Genomic DNA, 14,304 nt, shown 5'->3' on the forward strand with positions numbered 1-14,304 from the left:
AGAGATGACAGTGACCGCCCAGCCGGGAATCGGCGATGTCAGTGATGACCGGGTCAGGGACGCGCTCGACAAGGCCGTTGCTCATCTGATGGAGCTTCAGGACGATGCGGGCTGGTGGAAGGGGGAACTCGAGACCAACGTCACGATGGACGCCGAGGATCTGCTCTTTCGCGAGTTCCTGGGCATCCGCACCGAGGAACAGACCGCGGCGAGCGCCCGGTGGATCCGGGCCAACCAGCGCGCCGACGGCACCTGGTCGACCTTCTTCGGCGGCCCCGCCGACCTGTCGGTGACGGTCGAGGCCTACGTGGCACTGAAGTTGGCGGGCGACGACCCCGATGCCAAACACATGGCCGCGGCGGCGGAGTTCATCCGCGACGGCGGCGGCCTGGCCGAGACCCGGGTGTTCACCCGCTTTTGGCTGGCCTTCTTCGGCTGGTGGTCGTGGGACGAACTGCCGGTGCTGCCACCGGAGATCGTGTATCTGCCCAAGTGGTTCCCACTCAACGTCTACGACTTCGCCTGCTGGGCCCGGCAGACCATCGTTCCGCTGACCATTGTCAGCTCGATGCGCCCGGTCCGGCCCGCGCCATTCGGCCTGGCCGAACTGCGCCCGACCAAGCCGGTGGTGGGCAAGACCGCCGCATCCGACCCGTGGTCGCGGGTGTTCCGGGCGCTGGACGCCGGGCTGCACCAGTACCGCAAGCGGCCGATCAAGCCGATCCGGCAGGCCGCGATGCGCAAGGCCGAGCAGTGGATCATCCGCCGCCAGGAGGCCGACGGCGGCTGGGGCGGCATCCAACCGCCGTGGGTCTACTCGCTGATCGCGCTGCGGCTGATGGGGTATCCGCTCAACCACCCGGTGATGGCCCAGGGCATCAAGGGCCTGGACGGCTTCACCATCGTGGACACCGACGAGGACGGCGAGGTGCGCCGCCGGTTCGAGGCATGCCAGTCGCCGGTGTGGGACACGGGCCTGACCCTGGTCGCCCTGCGGGACGCGGGGGTCCCGGCGGGTGACCCGAGGGTGGTCAAGGCGGCCGGGTGGCTGATGGACGAGGAGATCCGCGAGGTCGGCGACTGGGCGGTGCGCCGGCCGCATCTGGAACCGGGCGGCTGGGCCTTCGAGTTCGCCAACGACTACTACCCGGACACCGACGACACGGCCGAGATCGTGATGGCCCTGCGCTACACCGACCACCCCGACGGGGCGCGCAAGGCCGCGGTCCTGGACCGGGCCGAGCGGTGGACCGCCGGGATGCGCAGCAAGGACGGCGGGTGGGGCGCGTTCGACGCGGACAACGTCAGCATCCTGCCGCTGAAGTTGCCGTTCAGTGATTTCGGCGCGGTCACCGATCCGCCCTCGGCCGACGTGACCGCGCACATCGTGGAGATGCTGGCCGACGGCGGCGCCCGCTACAGCTCCTATGTCGCCGACGGCGTCAAGTGGCTGATGGAGCATCAGGAGGCGGACGGCTCCTGGTTCGGCCGCTGGGGCGCGAACTACGTCTACGGCACCGGCGCGGTGGTGCCGGCGCTGGTGACCGCGGGGGTCGACCCCAGGCACGCGGCGATCCGGCGTGCGGTGGCGTGGCTGGAGGCCCGGCAGAACCCGGATGGCGGCTGGGGCGAGGATCTGCGCAGCTACGACGAGGCCGAGACCTGGTCGGGACGCGGCGAGTCGACCGCGTCGCAGACCGCGTGGGCGCTGCTCGCGCTGCACGCGGCGGGCGAGTTCGGCGAGGTCGCGCAGCGTGGGATCGACTGGCTGACCACGCATCAGAACGCGCTGGGCGGGTGGGACGAGCCGCAGTTCACCGGCACCGGCTTCCCCGGCGACTTCTACATCAAGTACCACATGTACCGGCTCGTCTTCCCCGTGATGGCGCTCGGCCGCTATGCCAGGACGACAGGCTGATCATGCCCTTGATGGTGGTCACTCCGCTTCGGATCGAGATGCGTGCGGTCGAGGCGGGGCTGATGGGGGCTTTCAACGTGCGCGTGGTGCGCGCGGGCATGGGAGCGGACAAGGCCCGTGCCCGCGCGCGGGCCCTGTCCGCGCTGCCGGCCGAGGAGTTCGGCACTTTGGCGGTGGCGGGATTCGGCGCGGGGGTCGGCCCCGGGGTCGCGGTGGGCGACGTGGTGGTCGCCTCCGAGGTGCGCGGCCCGGATGGGACCGTGGTCGAACTGCCCACGTCCGGCGTGTTGTCGGAGTGGATGCAGCGGGTCTCGCCGAAGCTGAGGCTGCATCACGGCCCGATCGAGACGGTGGACAAGCTGGTCAAGGGCCGGGCCCGGGGCACGCTTCGCGAACGGGGCGTGCTGGCCGCCGACATGGAGTCGGTGTGGCTGCTGGCGGCGGCGGGGGAGCGGCCGGCCGGGGTGATCCGGGTGATCACCGACACCCCGGAGCGCGAACTGCTCCGGCCCCGCCTGGTGGTGGACGGGTTCCGGGCGTTCCGCACGTTGCGCCACGCCACCCCGGCCCTGCTTGACTGGGCCAACGACGAGCGAACCAAGTCAGGAGGTACGGCGGGCGATGACGTTCGACCTGGGTGAGACGTACGAGGCGTACGCGGACCGCGGCTTCGAGCTGCACGCGAAGCACCTCAACCCGCAACTCCCGCGCGTGCTGCGGACGATCGGCATGGACCGGAAGTACGTCCGGGCCGAGGGGCCGTACCTGTACGACGACAAGGGCGACCGGTACCTGGACTTCCTCTCCGGGTTCGGCACCTACGGGGTGGGCCGGCACCATCCCGTGGTGCGCAAGGCGATGCAGGACGTGATCGCGCTCGACCTGCCGGACATCGTGCACTTCCACACCCCGCCGCTGGCCGCCGCGCTGGCCGACCGGCTGCTCGCCCGCGCGCCCGGGATGGATCGGGTGTACTTCTGCAACAGTGGGACCGAGGCGGTCGAGGCGGCGCTGAAGTTCGCCCGGTTCGCCACCGGGCGGCGCCGGATCGTCTACATCGACCACGCCTTCCACGGCCTGACCACGGGCGCGCTCTCCGTCAACGGCGCGGCCGAGTTCCGCAAGGGCTTCGAGCCGCTGCTCCCGGACGTGGGTATCAAGCTGGGCGATCTGGACGCGTTGGCCCGGGAGTTGAAGCGCGGTGACGTCGCGGCGCTGATCATCGAGCCGATCCTGGGCAAGGGTGTGCTCGCGCCGCCGCCGGGGTGGCTGGCCGCCGCGCAGAAGTTGTTGCGCGAGCACGGCGCGCTGCTGATCGCCGACGAGGTGCAGACCGGGATGGGGCGCACCGGCAGGTTCTTCGCGTACCAGTGGGAGGACGGCGTCGAGCCGGACATCGTCACGGTCGCCAAGGCGCTGTCGGGCGGCTATGTGCCGATCGGCGCGACGCTGACCCGTGACTGGGTGTTCAAGAAGGTCTATTCGACGATGGACCGGGTGCTCGTGCACGACTGCACGTTCGGCGGCAACAATCAGGCGATGGCGGCGGGTCTGGCCACGCTGGCGGTGCTCGACGACGAGGACCTGATCGGGAACAGCGCGCGGATGGGCGACGCGTTCACGGCGGCGCTGACCCCGCTGATCGACAAGTACGAGCTGTTCGCGGAGGTGCGCGGGCGGGGCCTGATGATCGGCCTGGAGTTCGGCAAGCCGCGCTCGCTGAAGTTGCGCGCCGGGTGGACGGCGCTCCAGGCGGCCCGGCACGGGTTGTTCGCGCAGATGGTGGTGGTACCGCTGTTCCAGCGGCACCGGGTGCTCACCCAGGTGGCGGGCGACCACATGGACGTGATCAAGCTGCTGCCGCCGTATGTGATCGGGCAGGAGGACGTGGATCACTTCGTCGCGGGCTTCGTGGACGTGATGGACGACGCGCACAAGGGCACGGGGCTGATGTGGGACTTCGGTCGGACGCTGATCAAGCAGGCGATGACCAACCGCTGACGCCCGCGCCGCTCGCGCTCGTTGCCTATGGCTGTTGCCCCCTGCTGCTGTTAAGTTGATGGAGTCAATCAACTGATGGGCAGGGGGTTCGCCATGTCCGAAGCCGGGTCCGCCGATGCCTTGGGTGCGGTCGATCTGATGATCGGCTTCCCGAGTGCGCAGGCCAGGAGCCACTACGACTTCCTGAAGCCGCAACTGCGTGACGCGGAGAGCGGCGAGATGGAGTTTCCCGCCGAGTACATGTTCAAGGGTGTGCCGAACCGGCTGGACGAAGGAGCCGATCCGGTCGAGGTGACGATCGGTCGGATGGATGCGTGCGGCGTCGAGATCGGCCTGGTCGGGCTGAGCGAGACCGCGCTGCGCGCGATCGCCGCGTATCCGAAGCGGTTCCGGCCGACGTTGGAGGTGGATCCGAACGACATCACCAAGGCGGTGCGGCGGATCCGGGCGGCGTACGAGGAGCACGGGATCGTCGCGGTGACCACGTTCCCGGCGGGCTGCAATCCGCAGGTGCCGGTCAGCGATCGGCGCTACTACCCGATCTACCAGACCTGCATCGACCTGGACCTGCCGATCGTGTCCAACGCGGGCATCGCCGGTCCGCGGGTGCCGTCCGCGTGCCAGGACGTGATGCACTTCGACCAGGTCTGTTACGACTTCCCCGAGCTGCGGATCGTGATGCGGCACGGCGCGGAGCCGTGGGAGGACCTGGCGGTCAAGCTGATGCTCAAGTGGCCGGGGCTGTACTACATGACCTCGGCGTTCGCGCCGAAGTACTACCCGAAGGCGATCGTCGACTACGCGAACACGCGTGGGGCGGACAAGGTGATGTACGCGGGCTACTACCCGATGGGGTTGTCCCTGGAGCGCATCTTCCGCGAGTTGCCGGATGTGCCGTTCAAGCCCGAGGTGCGGGCGAAGTTCCTGCGGGAGAACGCGATGCGGGTATTCAAGCTGGGGGAGCGGTGATGGGCGGGTCGGGCGGTGCGGTCGGTTCAGGCGGGTCGGGCGGTTCGGGGCGCTACACCGTCATCTCGGCGGACGGGCATGCCGGCGCGGGCATGGACGTCTACCGGGAGTTCCTGGACCCGGCCTGGCATGAGGAGTTCGACGCCTGGCGGGGGCGCTACCGCAACCCGTTCCGCGACCTTCAGGGCGACGGGCGTACCCGCAACTGGGACGACGAGCGGCGGATCGCCGAACTGGCCGCCGACGGGATCGTCGCCGAGGTGGTGTTCCCGAACACGGTGCCGCCGTTCTTCCCCACCGGCCAACTACTCGCGCGCCCGCCGTCGTCGGCGCACTCCTACGCCCGCCGGCTGGCCGGGATCCGGGCGCACAACCGGTGGCTGGCCCAGTGGTGTGGTGGAGCAAATGCCGTACGCCGGGCCGGGCTTGCCCAGGTGTTTCTGAACGACGTCGACGACGCGGTGGCCGAGGCGGTGTGGGCGAAGGAGAGCGGGCTCGCGGGCATCCTGATCCCGACCACGCCGCCGGACGCGACCGGGATCCTGCCGCTGTACGCGCCGGAGTGGGATCGGCTGTGGGAGGTCTGCCAGGACCTGGAGTTGGCGGTGGTCAACCACGGCGGCTCCGGCAGTCCGGACTATGGGGACTACCCGGCGGCGACGTTCCTGTGGATCGCCGAGGCGACGCTGTTCTCCCGTCGGCCACTGACCCACATGCTGCTGTCCGGGGCGTTCGCGCGCTTTCCCCGGCTGAAGTTCGCGATCACCGAGCAGGGCGCCGCGTGGGTTCCGCCGCTGCTGCGGCAACTGGACGCCTATCACGCGCAGATGGCGTCGGGGCGGATCGGCGAACTCAAGTACACCGAGGCGGACCGGCTGCCCGAGCCGCCGAGCGTGTACTTCGCCCGGAACTGCTGGGTGGGCGCGAGCTTCCCGTCGCCGACGGAGGCCGCGGCGCGGCACGAACTGGGCGTGGACCGCTACATGTGGGGCGCGGACTACCCGCACGACGAGGGCACCTACCCGTACACGCGCGAGTCGTTGCGCCGTTCGTTCCACGACGCGTCGCCCGAGGAACTGCGCGCGATCCTGGCCGGCAACGCGGCGACGCTGTACGGCTTCGACCTGGCCGCACTGGACGCGCTCGCGGCGGAGGTCGGACCGACACACGCAGAGGTCTCGGAGCCGCTGGCAACGGTCCCCGAGCACAGCAACAGTCCGGCGTTCACCCGGTCCTGACGGGGACTCATGGGACGTGGCCCGGCAGCCGGCTCAGGGCCCGGGGAGGATACGGCGCGTTTCGTAGGCCCACATCGCGATCTCGACCCGGTTGCGGGCGCCGAGTTTGGCCATCAGACCGGCCAGATGCGTCTTCACCGTGCTGAGGCTGATGTGCAGTGCGTCGGCGATCTCGGTGTTGGTCAGTCCGCGAGCGACGGCGAGGAGCACCTGCTCCTCGCGGGCGGTGACGGGGGAGATCGGCTGGGCCACGGGCCGGCCGACGGGCAGGTCCGCGAATGCCTGGAGCAGCCGGACGGTGACGCTGGGCGCGATGAGCGCCTCACCGCCGGACGCCGACCGTACGGCCTGGGCCAGAAGGTCCGGTCCCGTGTCCTTGAGGAGGAATCCGCGGGCGCCGGCACGCAGCGCGCCGTAGACGTACTCGTCGAGGTCGAACGTGGTGATGACGACCACGGCCAGTGGGTCGGCGACGCCCGGGCCGGCGACCAGTCGGGTGGCCTCCAGTCCGTCGATCACGGGCATGCGGATGTCGAACAGGCAGACGTCGGGGCGCAGTTCGCGGGCCATCCGGACCGCTTCCCGTCCGTCGGCGGCCTCGCCGACCACCTCGATGTCGGGCTGGGCGTTCAGCATGATCCGCAGCCCGGTGCGGATGATGGTCTGGTCGTCAGCGACGAGGACGCGGATGGGCACCGCTCTCGGTCCTCCCTCTCGGCAGCTCGGCTTCGACATGCCAGCCCTGTTCGGGGCCGGGGCCGGCGTGTAGTTCGCCGCCGAGCAGGGCGGCGCGCTCGTGCAGTCCGGCAAGTCCGAATCCGGCACGGCCTCGGCCGGTGCGGTGGCCGTTGTCGCGCACGCTCACCCGTACCGTACGCCGTTCCGCGGTGACCCGGACGACGACCTCGGTCGCGTCGACCGCATGGCGCATGGCGTTGGTCACCGACTCCTGCACAATGCGGTAGACGGCCGCGTCCAAGGCCGGGGGCAGCGTATCCAGCTCGCCGTCGAGCCCCAGGTCGACCCTGAGCCGACCACCCGGGGTGCGCACCAGGCGCTCCAGATCCGCGACACCGGCAGGCGGCGCGAGCTCGGTGCCGGTCCCGCGGTCGCGCAGCGCGGTGACCATGGCTCGCATTTCCTCCAGCGTGCGCGCCCCTTCCTCCTCGACCCCCTCCAGCGCCTCGACGGCGGCGGACGGGTCGGTGCCCGCGAGCACCCGGCCCGCCTGGGCGCTGATCACCATGGCCGAAACGTGGTGGGCCACCGTGTCGTGCAGTTCCCGGGCGAGTTGCTCACGCTCGCGGGAGCGTACCTGCTCCAACTGCCGCTCGCGAGCGGTCACCAGGAACCGCACGGCTGCCCCGATCAAGCCGGGCAGCAGCAGGAAGACAAAACCCCCGACCAGTTGGGTGACCGGGGTTTCGTACGTGACGACACACAGCGCGAAGGCCGTGAGGATCACCCCGCCGCCCAGCACGATCTCCCGTCCCGATCCCCACCGGGGCAGCGCGTACACCAGCACGAGCACGACCGCGCCGGTGTCCAGGCCGACGGGCCCTGGTGCGGCGACCAGCGAGACCAGCTGGAGCAGGATCACCGAGCCGAACGCCAACGTGACCATCGCCAGTGGGCGGGTCCGGCGCCACAGGAGCAGCAGGCACAGCCATACGGCGAAAACCGCCGCCACCGGCCGCCACACGACGTTCTCGCGCAGGCCGGCCTCCAGCACCACACCGCCCAGGGCCGCGGCGAGCAGCGCCCAGTCCCGCCACACCCGGGCGGGCGCGTCGGGCGGTCGGGGTTCGGTCCACAGGGTTCGCAGGTCGTTTCGCAGCACGGTTCTCAGCCTAGGGACCGCGCCGTACCGCGCATCGGCCGAAAGTACGGGGCGTCTTTCCGCCCCGGGGCCGAAGGATCCGCGGCCCGCGAGCCGATGCCGCGGAGCGCCGTGGCGACGAACCTCGGCATCGGCGGCCGGACAAGGACGGCCGACGAGGTGGTTGGAGAAATCGATGCTCTCGAAAGCCCTGTTGCGCCTGGGCGCAAGCGCCGCCCGCCATCCCTGGCGGGTGATCGCGGCATGGCTGATCGCCGCCGCGCTCGCCGTCCTCGCCGCGATCGCCATCGGCGGGCGGACCGCGGACTCGATGACCGTTCCGGGACTGGACTCCCAACGGGCCGCACAACTGATCGAGCGGGCCGGCACCGGCCAGGAGGGCATGACCGCCCAGGTGGTCGTCACCCCCCGCGACGGCGGCGCGACGTTCTTCGACCACGGCGGCGCGCGCACCGCTCTCACGCGGCTGCAGACCGAGGTGCGGCGGCTGCCGCACGTGCTCGGCACGAGCGACCCGGTCGGGGCACTCGACGCGGGCGAGGACACCTCCGTGCGCGGCGGCCTGGTCTCGGCCGACGGGCGGATCGCGGTCGTCCGGGTGCAGTACCCCGACCAGAGCCGGCTGTCGGCGAAAGACCTCGACGCGCTCGTGGACCTCGGCGACCGGCTGCGCGCCGAACTGCCCCTGCGCATCGAGATGGGCGGGGACCTCTTCTACGCCTTCTCCAGCCCCGACGGCGGCGTGAGCGAGCTGATCGGCATCCTCGCCGCGGCCGCAATCCTGTTCCTGGCGTTCGGTTCGCTCGTCGCCGCCGCGCTGCCGATCGGCATGGCGGTCTTCGGGCTGACCGTCGGGGTTGCCACGATGACGGTACTGGCGGGGGTGACGGACGTCCCGACCTTCGCCCCGGTCCTGGGCAGCATGGTCGGGCTCGGAGTGGGCATCGACTACGCGCTGTTCGTGCTCGCCAGGCACCGGGAGTACCTCGCGCGCGGGGTCGATCCCCGCGACGCGGCGGGGCGAGCGGTGGCCACGGCGGGGCGGCCCGTGGTTTTTGCCGGCGGCACCGTCGTCGTATCGATCCTCGGCATGGCGGTCGCGAACGTACCGTTCATGACGGTGGGCGGGTTCGCCGTCTCGATCGTCGTCCTGACCATGGTGCTCGCGTCGGTGACGCTGCTGCCGGCCTTCCTCGGCGCGGCCGGCCCACGCCTGGCCCGGCCCGGCCGGATCGGCCGGGCTCTGCGGACGAGGAAGCCGGGCCGACTCGCACGGCGGCGGAACCCGGCGGCAGGCGCCGCCCATGCCGCCGGGTGGCGTCGCTGGATCGGGCACGTCAGCCGGCACCCGGTGCCGTACGCGGTCGGCGCGGCGGGGCTGCTGCTGATCGCGGCGCTGCCCGTGCTCGGCCTGCGCGTCGGCCTGCCCGACGACGGCTCACTGCCCCACAGCCGTACCGAGCGCCGGGCCTACGACCTCGTCGCCGAGGGGTTCGGCCCGGGCATCAACGGCCCCCTCGTCATCGCCGCAGACCCCGCCGGTGATCCGGGAGTGCTGGACCGACTCGTCGGGAAGGTCGCGGCGGATCCGGGCATTGCATCCGTTGCGCCGACGCGCGTCGATCGGGCCACCGGCATCGCGACCCTCGTGGTGTTCCCGACCACCAGCCCCCAGGACAAGGCCACGGCCGACACCATCGCCCGGCTGCGCACCGAGGTGCTGCCCACGGCGATCGGGCACGGTCCGGCCAGGGCCCACGTCGGCGGTGCCGCCGCGAGCCTGTCCGATGTGGGCCGACGCACCAGCGAACGCCTGCCGCTGTTCGTCGCCACCGTGGCGGCGATGTCGTTCCTGCTGCTGATGCTGGTCTTCCGCTCGATACTCGTACCGCTGAAGGCGGTACTGCTGAATCTGCTGAGCATCGGCGCGGCCTACGGCGTCATGGTCGCGGTCTTCCAGTGGGGCTGGGGAGGCGCACTCATCGGGCTGGAAGCGACGGTTCCGATCGTGTCGTTCATCCCGATGTTCCTCTTCGCCATCCTGTTCGGCCTGTCGATGGACTACGAGGTGTTCCTCCTCTCCCGCGTACGCGAGGAGTACCTGCGCACCGGCGACAACGGCACGGCGATCGTCGACGGCATCTCGGGCACCGCCCGGATCATCACCTCGGCCGCCCTCATCATGGTGGCGGTCTTCCTGTCCTTCGCCGTCACCGACGACCCCTCCACCAAGATGTTCGGGCTCGGCCTGGCCACCGCGATCTTCATCGACGCCACGGTCGTGCGCATGGTGCTGGTACCGGCGACCATGACACTCCTCGGCCGGGCCAACTGGTGGCTGCCGAAGTGGCTGGACTCGATGCTTCCCGGCGGCCCGGTCGGGGCCGACGACATCGACGCGGAATCCGCAGGTGAGGCCCCGCGTCCACGGCTGGTCGACCGGTGACTCGACTCCTGCCCGCCGTTGGCGTCCGGGACCTCGGCGCGTCATCCAGGCCCTGTCCGGCGGATCGGACAGGGCCTAGCGGCCCAGGACGTGGCCGCCGCTGACGTTGACGAACTCGCCGGTCATGTAGCCCGCTTCGGGGGAGGCGACGAAGGCGACCGCGGCGGCGATGTCGTCGGGGCGGCCGACGCGCTTGACGAGCGTGGCCTCCGCGCGGCGGGCGTGTTCGGCGGCGTCCTGGACCATGTCGAAGGCGAACTCGGTGTCGGCGATGTAGCCGGGGACGACGATATTGGCCGTGATGCCGTCGGGGCCGACCCGGGCGGCGAGGGTGTGGTTCCAGGCGTGCACGGCGGCCTTGGCGGCGCCGTACGCGTTGTTCCCGCGCAGTCCGGCGGTCGAGCCGATCGACACGATGCGGCCGCCGGGGCGGGCGATGCGGGGGAGCAGGGCCTCGGTGAGCAAGATGGTGGGCAGGACGACGTGGTCGTACATCCCGCGCCAGTGGTCGGCGACGGCGGCCAGGTCGGGGTCGTCGAGCGCGGGCAGCCGCCGGCCGGCGTTGTTGACCAGTACGTCCACCCGCTCGGGCAGCGACTCCCGGGCCCGCTCCACCGCATGAGGGTCCGTCAGGTCGACGGCGACCGCGACGCCGCCGATCTCCTCGGCGACGGCGGCGATCGGCCCGGGACGGCGGCCCAGCACGGTCACGTGGTCGCCCTGCGCGGCGAACCGGCGTGCGATGGCCCGTCCGATGCCGCTGCCCCCGCCGCTGACCACCACGAATCGCCGTGCGTCCATGCCCCGTTGTCCCCTCGTAGGATTTGTCGCGATCCTACGAGGGGGAGGGCGCCCCGACCTGCCGGTATGGGTGTGATCACCGGCACTGCGCGGCACGCGGGCCGGGTTCGGTCAGGCCGTGACGGCGGGCCGCAGCACCTCCTCGCACCACCGGCGGAACGTGGTCGGTGCGGTCTCGGGCGTGCTGCCCGCGTCGGCGCCGTAGTAGCCCTGGGCGTCCAGCGAGTCCACCATGTCGGCGAGCCCCTGGGCCCACGCCTCGCTCGCGCCGTGGCCGATCAGGGTCGCCTTGTACTCGGCGCTGCTCGTGCGCCGGAAGCCGATCGGCCGGCCCAGCACCTCGGACAGGACCTCCGCCATGGCCGGCGGGGTCAGGTCGTCGGGGCCGACCAGCGGGACGTCGGCCGAACCGGTCCAGGAGTCGTCAAGGAGCAGTCGGACGGCCGTGGCGGCGATGTCCACGGTGGCACAGGTGCGCAGGATTCGGTCCTCGGTGGTGGCCAGGAAGAACATGCCGGTGCGGCGGATCGGCTCGACCTGGTGCAGCAGGTTCTCCATGAGGAAGGGCGGACACAGCGCCCGGTAGTGCACGTCCATGGTGGTGATCGCCTCGTCCATGGCGAGCGAGGCCGAGATCTGCCCGGCGTTCTCGGCCACGCCGCGCCCGAGGGTGGAGACGGCGACGACACGTCGGATGCCGTCGTCGCCGACCACGTCGCGCAGCGGCTCGGTGAAGGCGCGGAAGTGGCCGTCGACGCTCGCCGCCCCGGGCGTCGGCGGCACCAGCCAGAAGATGCGGTCGGCGCCCGCGCACGCCTCCTTCAACACGACGGGGTCGGCGTGCGAACCGGCGACGACCTCGACCCGCTCGCGGATGTTCGCGGGCAGGCGCGCGGGGTCGCGGGCGATCACCCGTACGGGCGGGACGGCGCCCGGGGCGTCGAGAAGGCCGGTGAGAACCTGCGCGCCGATCTGTCCGGTCGGGGTGGTGACGACGATCACGAATACTCCAGGGGAGATGTTCGAAGGGATGTCGTCGAGCCTGGTGGCCGGCAGCCCCGAACTGAAGGATCGATCGGCTCCCGGTTGTTACCCTCAGGGCAATACCGAACCGAACGTAGGGGAGAGGGTGAGTACGTGGAGTCCCGCCCACTGCGCTACTTCGTCGCCGTCGCCGAGGAGTTGAACTTCGCGCGCGCCGCCGAGCGGCTGGGGATCTCGCCGCCACCGCTGTCGCGCGCGATCCGCGCGCTGGAGGCGGAAGTGGGCGCGGTCCTGTTCGAGCGGACCACGCACAGTGTGGCGCTGACCCCCGCCGGCACGGTGCTCCTGGCGGAGGCGCGGCCCGCGCTGGACGCGCTGGAGGCCGCCGGACGCCGGGCCCGGCGCGCCGCCGACGCCTCGCCGAAGCTGGTGCTGGCGATGAAGGCGGATGGTGACGGGGACCTGCTGGAGCCGATGCTGGCGCGCTACGCGGCCGAACCGGGAGCGATGCCGGTACGGATCCGGCTGTGCGGCTGGCAGGAACAGCCCGACCTGCTGCGCCGGGGCGAGGTGGACGTGGCCCTGGTCCATGAGCCGTTCGACCGCGCCGGCCTGGACGCCGAGACGCTGATCGCCGAACCGCGCGTGGCCGCCCTCGCCGCCGCGCACCCGCTCGCGGCCGAGGAGTCGTTGACCCTCGCCGACCTGGGGTTGCGCGCCGAGGAGGTGGATCGGTACATCCAGGAGCACCGCCATGCGGGGCGCGACCTCGCCCAACTGCTGACGTTGGTGACCCTGGAGTGCCGAACCCCGCTGCTGCCGCGTTCCGTCGCCGCCCGCTACCCCCGCCCGGGCGTCGTGTTCCGGCCGGTCGTGGACGCGCCGCCGTCGGTGCTGGCCGTCGCCTGGCCCGAACGGTCCCGCTCGACGGCGGTGGCGGCGCTGGTCCGAGCGGCCTCGGCGGTGGCCCGGACGGGGGTCGGGAGCCGTGACGCGGACCACGTCCGGATCCCCGAGACCGGCATTGATGGTTGGCGAGACCCGGACTAGAGTCGCGCAACCCAACTGCCGCGCGTGCCTTTTCTGGAGCGAAAACCATCATGGCGGAACAGAAGAACGACGAATTCATCGAGCCCTCGCCCGAGGAGATCGTTCTCTTCACCAAGGAGCACGTCTCGCAGATGGAACAGTCGGACGGCGACGACGTCTGGCTGCTGGCCGGGATGGACCACGTGCTCGTACACACGGTCGGCCGCAAGAGCGGCCGGATGCACAAGGTCGCCCTGCCGTTCTGGGCGGACGAGAACGGCCACCGCATCGTGGTCGGCTCCTTCGCCGGCGCCGCCAAGCACCCGTCCTGGTACGTGAACCTGTCCGACCGCACGGCCAACCCGCAGCTCCTGGTCCGCGTGCAGCACGCGACGTACTGGAGCGTCCCGGAAATCCTCGACGGCGACGAGTACACGAAGACCTGGGCCGCCCTGACCGCCGACCGCGCCTACTACGCCAACTACCAAACCCGCACCGACCGCCGAATTCCCCTCATCCGCCTCCCGGAAACCACCCTGATCGCCACCCGAGGCTGACGCGCAGTCAGGCGGGGCCGCCGACGCGGTCGTTCGGCATCCTACGAGCGGACTTGGTCGAGGAGTGCGCGGCAATCGTCGCCCATCGACGCGGCATCCGCCATCAGACGGAACAGCCCGTGACAGGTCGCGATGTCGCTCGGGTCGGTTACCGCCACGGTGGCGTGCTCCAGGCCCACGTTGACGAGTCGGTCGTCGAACATCTCGTAGCCGTGCAGCGGTACTTCGTGCACTGGCGCGCCGAGTGGGATCACGCCGATCTCGACATTGGGCAGGGTGGTCGTCGACGCGATGTGCGCAGCCTGCCCCGCTCGAACCTCCGGCGGGCAGAAGCCCCAACGCAACGCCGTCTCGGTGATGACGAAGGTGAACCGACGGGTCGTGTCGTGAGCGCCTGCTGTCTCTCCGGTCGGGGGGGGGGGGGGCGGGCGGGGGCCCGCCCCCCCCCAGGGTGAGGGCAGAGAAAAAAAGCGGGTTAGGGGGGGGGGGGGGGGCGCGGGCCCCCCCCCCCGGAGAAAGAA

At 71.2% G+C, this 14,304-nt stretch carries 13 protein-coding genes; 8 read left to right on the plus strand and 5 right to left on the minus strand.

Translation table 11 applies throughout. The annotated features are described in order from the left end of the window. The first annotated feature begins 4 nt into the window (after positions 1-4). The 5 genes from shc (at position 5) to ACWGR4_RS01020 (ending at position 6,126) form a co-directional block, all read left to right on the plus strand. Positions 5-1,918: a squalene--hopene cyclase gene (gene shc, locus ACWGR4_RS01000; protein ID WP_452129898.1), complete on the plus strand. Its 1,914-nt coding sequence runs from the start codon at positions 5-7 to the stop codon at positions 1,916-1,918. An 11-nt stretch (positions 1,919-1,929) separates the two neighbouring features. After that, entirely contained in the window at positions 1,930-2,559 is a 630-nt protein-coding gene (locus ACWGR4_RS01005; RefSeq protein ID WP_379996561.1) for a phosphorylase family protein, read from the plus strand. Then, complete coding sequence (locus ACWGR4_RS01010; RefSeq protein ID WP_439677105.1) at positions 2,540-3,919, plus strand: aminotransferase class III-fold pyridoxal phosphate-dependent enzyme; 1,380 nt, start codon at positions 2,540-2,542, stop codon at positions 3,917-3,919. The genes ACWGR4_RS01005 and ACWGR4_RS01010 overlap by 20 nt, the downstream gene beginning before the upstream one ends. Positions 3,920-4,012: 93 nt before the next feature. After that, complete coding sequence (locus ACWGR4_RS01015) at positions 4,013-4,888, plus strand: amidohydrolase family protein (RefSeq protein ID WP_452129899.1); 876 nt, start codon at positions 4,013-4,015, stop codon at positions 4,886-4,888. Further along, complete coding sequence (locus tag ACWGR4_RS01020; RefSeq protein ID WP_452129900.1) at positions 4,888-6,126, plus strand: amidohydrolase family protein; 1,239 nt, start codon at positions 4,888-4,890, stop codon at positions 6,124-6,126. The genes ACWGR4_RS01015 and ACWGR4_RS01020 overlap by 1 nt, the downstream gene beginning before the upstream one ends. A 33-nt stretch (positions 6,127-6,159) precedes the next feature. Here the strand turns inward: ACWGR4_RS01020 and ACWGR4_RS01025 are convergent, their stop codons facing one another. Together ACWGR4_RS01025 and ACWGR4_RS01030 are read right to left on the minus strand one after the other, a co-directional pair. Beyond that, a complete protein-coding gene (locus ACWGR4_RS01025) occupies positions 6,160-6,822 on the minus strand; it encodes a response regulator (protein ID WP_379996569.1) in 663 nt (220 codons plus the stop codon). Beyond that, positions 6,797-7,966, minus strand: a complete 1,170-nt coding sequence (locus tag ACWGR4_RS01030; RefSeq protein ID WP_452129901.1) for a sensor histidine kinase — start codon at positions 7,964-7,966, stop codon at positions 6,797-6,799. Before ACWGR4_RS01030 ends, ACWGR4_RS01025 begins: the two co-directional genes overlap by 26 nt. Before the next feature lie 175 nt (positions 7,967-8,141). Between ACWGR4_RS01030 and ACWGR4_RS01035 the strand changes: the two genes are divergently transcribed. Further along, positions 8,142-10,412, plus strand: coding sequence for an MMPL family transporter (locus ACWGR4_RS01035; RefSeq protein ID WP_452129902.1), 2,271 nt, complete (start codon positions 8,142-8,144; stop codon positions 10,410-10,412). A gap of 75 nt (positions 10,413-10,487) precedes the next feature. Here ACWGR4_RS01035 and ACWGR4_RS01040 read toward each other — a convergent pair whose 3' ends face one another. Both ACWGR4_RS01040 and ACWGR4_RS01045 read right to left on the minus strand, forming a co-directional pair. Continuing rightward, positions 10,488-11,213, minus strand: a complete 726-nt coding sequence (locus ACWGR4_RS01040; RefSeq protein ID WP_379996575.1) for an SDR family NAD(P)-dependent oxidoreductase — start codon at positions 11,211-11,213, stop codon at positions 10,488-10,490. 111 nt (positions 11,214-11,324) lie between these two features. Then, positions 11,325-12,215, minus strand: a complete 891-nt coding sequence (locus ACWGR4_RS01045; RefSeq protein ID WP_379996577.1) for an NAD(P)H-binding protein — start codon at positions 12,213-12,215, stop codon at positions 11,325-11,327. Between the two features lie 135 nt (positions 12,216-12,350). Here ACWGR4_RS01045 and ACWGR4_RS01050 point away from each other — a divergent pair, with 135 nt between their 5' ends. After that, positions 12,351-13,247 (plus strand): LysR family transcriptional regulator, encoded by an 897-nt coding sequence (locus ACWGR4_RS01050; RefSeq protein ID WP_452129903.1) that lies wholly within the window; start codon positions 12,351-12,353, stop codon positions 13,245-13,247. A gap of 50 nt (positions 13,248-13,297) precedes the next feature. After that, positions 13,298-13,783, plus strand: a complete 486-nt coding sequence (locus ACWGR4_RS01055; RefSeq protein ID WP_379996581.1) for a nitroreductase/quinone reductase family protein — start codon at positions 13,298-13,300, stop codon at positions 13,781-13,783. A 41-nt stretch (positions 13,784-13,824) separates the two neighbouring features. On the opposite strand, the gene ACWGR4_RS01060 is transcribed toward ACWGR4_RS01055, so the two are convergent. After that, entirely contained in the window at positions 13,825-14,244 is a 420-nt protein-coding gene (locus ACWGR4_RS01060) for a Scr1 family TA system antitoxin-like transcriptional regulator (protein ID WP_452134167.1), read from the minus strand. Positions 14,245-14,304 lie beyond the last annotated feature (60 nt).

Source organism: Embleya sp. NPDC055664 (assembly GCF_053618075.1).

Bases quoted from the DNA above. Each gene is read 5' to 3' on its own strand.
- shc (WP_452129898.1), top strand. From the start codon at position 5: ATGACAGTGACCGCCCAGCCGGGAATCGGCGATGTCAGTGATGACCGG.
- ACWGR4_RS01005 (WP_379996561.1), top strand. From the start codon at position 1,930: ATGGTGGTCACTCCGCTTCGGATCGAGATGCGTGCGGTCGAGGCGGGG.
- ACWGR4_RS01010 (WP_439677105.1), top strand. From the start codon at position 2,540: ATGACGTTCGACCTGGGTGAGACGTACGAGGCGTACGCGGACCGCGGC.
- ACWGR4_RS01015 (WP_452129899.1), top strand. From the start codon at position 4,013: ATGTCCGAAGCCGGGTCCGCCGATGCCTTGGGTGCGGTCGATCTGATG.
- ACWGR4_RS01020 (WP_452129900.1), top strand. From the start codon at position 4,888: ATGGGCGGGTCGGGCGGTGCGGTCGGTTCAGGCGGGTCGGGCGGTTCG.
- ACWGR4_RS01035 (WP_452129902.1), top strand. From the start codon at position 8,142: ATGCTCTCGAAAGCCCTGTTGCGCCTGGGCGCAAGCGCCGCCCGCCAT.
- ACWGR4_RS01040 (WP_379996575.1), bottom strand. From the start codon at position 11,213: ATGGACGCACGGCGATTCGTGGTGGTCAGCGGCGGGGGCAGCGGCATC.
- ACWGR4_RS01055 (WP_379996581.1), top strand. From the start codon at position 13,298: ATGGCGGAACAGAAGAACGACGAATTCATCGAGCCCTCGCCCGAGGAG.